This window comes from Paraclostridium dentum (assembly GCF_012922555.1).
Taxonomy (GTDB): Bacteria; Bacillota; Clostridia; order Peptostreptococcales; family Peptostreptococcaceae; genus Paraclostridium; species Paraclostridium dentum.
Genome location: NZ_WIPK01000040.1, coordinates 1 through 1998 on the forward strand (window position 1 = coordinate 1; position 1998 = coordinate 1998).

Genomic DNA, 1998 nt, shown 5'->3' on the forward strand with positions numbered 1-1998 from the left:
GTGGGAAGCAGTTGGCCTGCAACGACGTAGCGAGGCTGTCCAACACATTCAAACAGGATATACACGAGAGCTTACGTACCGTAAAGATGATGGTTCCTATGCTGCATGGGTACACAGACCCGGCAGCACCTGGTTGACAGCTTACGTTGCCAAAGTCTTTGCTCTGGCCAGTGACATCATTAGTGTAGATGAAAATGTTCTCTGCAGTGCCGTAAAGTGGCTGATTCTAAATGCACAGATGCCTGATGGCACATTTAAAGAAAATGCTCCAGTGATTCATGCAGAGATGGTCGGTGATGTACGAGGCAAGGATGCTGATGCATCTCTGACAGCATTTGTCCTGATTGCCCTGCAAGAAGGAAACCACCTCTGTGCCAAATTAGTTGGAAGTCTTCCAGAAGCTTCCAGAAAGGCCACTGCTTATTTGGAGCGAAGACTCCCCTCACTGACAAATCCGTATGCCATAGCTATGTCTTCCTATGCAATGGCCAATGCTGGCAAAATGGACAAATCCCTTCTGCTGAAAGCTTCCTCTGGAGATGGAGCTTATTGGCAAGTTGCTGGAGGACATCACTTCACTCTGGAGGCAACTGCATATGCCTTACTGGCTCTGGTCAAAGTAAAGGATTTTGATGCGGCAGGAAAAGCAGTTCACTGGCTTAATAGACAGAGTAGTCCGTATGGAGGTAGTGGCACTACCCAGTCAACCATCATGGTGTTCCAAGCAGTGGCTGAGTACTATAAGCAAGTAAGAGATCGTCAGAATGTTGACTTGGATGTGGAATTGAGTGTGAGTGGACGAAGTCGCCCCATCGCATGGAAGTTCAGCAAGAGCAATGCACATCTAACACGCACAGACAAGGTTCAGCTCAAGCAAGAGTTTAATGTTACTGCTAAGGGTTCTGGTGCTGGAGTTCTCAAAGTGTATACACTTTACTACGCAAGACCCATAGAAAAGAAGAGTGACTGCACAAAGTATGATCTATCTGTTCAAATGAAAAGGGAACGAGAGGTATCAAACAAAGATGCTGAAGAAAGTTACGAGGTTATCATTGACCTTCTGTTTAAGGATCCAAACAGAGATGCCACTATGACTGTTTTGGATATTGGCTTATTGACAGGATTTGTAGTGGATGAAAATGACCTTACAGAACTAACCAGTGGAAGAGATAAATACATTCAGAAGTTTGAGATGGATAAGCAGCTTTCAGAACGAGGCTCCCTCATCATTTATTTAGATAAGGTATCACACGCTAGAGCAGACAGGATTGTTTTTAGAGTGCACAAGATAACCAATGTAGCTTTGCTCCAACCTGCTGGTGTCACCGTGTACGAGTATTATTCTCCAGGGGAACGCTGTGTGAAGTTCTACCATCCTGTAAAGAAAGATGGAGCCCTAAACAGATTGTGCAGTGACCAGGAGGGTCTCTGTCAGTGTGCTGAAGAAAACTGCAGTATGCAGAAAAAGCAGAAGATTGATGAGAAAGAACGTGAGAAGAAAGCTTGTGATGCTGGCATGGATTACGTGTACAAAGTCAAAGTTCTAAATCTGGACCCGAGCCCAAACACAGATTTCTATGAAATGAAGATTGAAGAGGTCCTTAAAGAAGGTTCTGACCAAGATGTACATGACAAAGTGAGGAGCTTCATGGGTCATGCTAACTGCAGGGACTCTTTGGGATTCAAACAAGGCAAGAGCTACCTCATCATGGGCCGGAGCATTGATCTACCAAGGATAGACGGAAAGTTGCAGTACATCTTGGGTGAGCAGACATGGATTGAATACTGGCCAACAAAGCAGGAAGGTCAAACCAAAGACTACAAAGACACCTACATTGGCATCAACTCATTGGCTCAAATGCTTACCGAATTTGGATGCACTACATAAGCATATGTCACTTGTTTCTGTACAACTTTATTATTTTTTTTCTTTCCTATTGTTGTGATGGTGAATTTGTGCTCTTCACTCACCTTAACAACGATCACCTTATACTAACG

Annotated in this window: 1 protein-coding gene; it reads left to right on the plus strand. The window is 44.3% G+C overall.

What is annotated here, in order from left to right:
- Positions 1-1888: hypothetical protein (locus GFJ41_RS20840; RefSeq protein ID WP_170075962.1), on the plus strand; the 1888-nt coding region annotated here is incomplete at its 5' end.
- Positions 1889-1998: the final 110 nt, after the last annotated feature.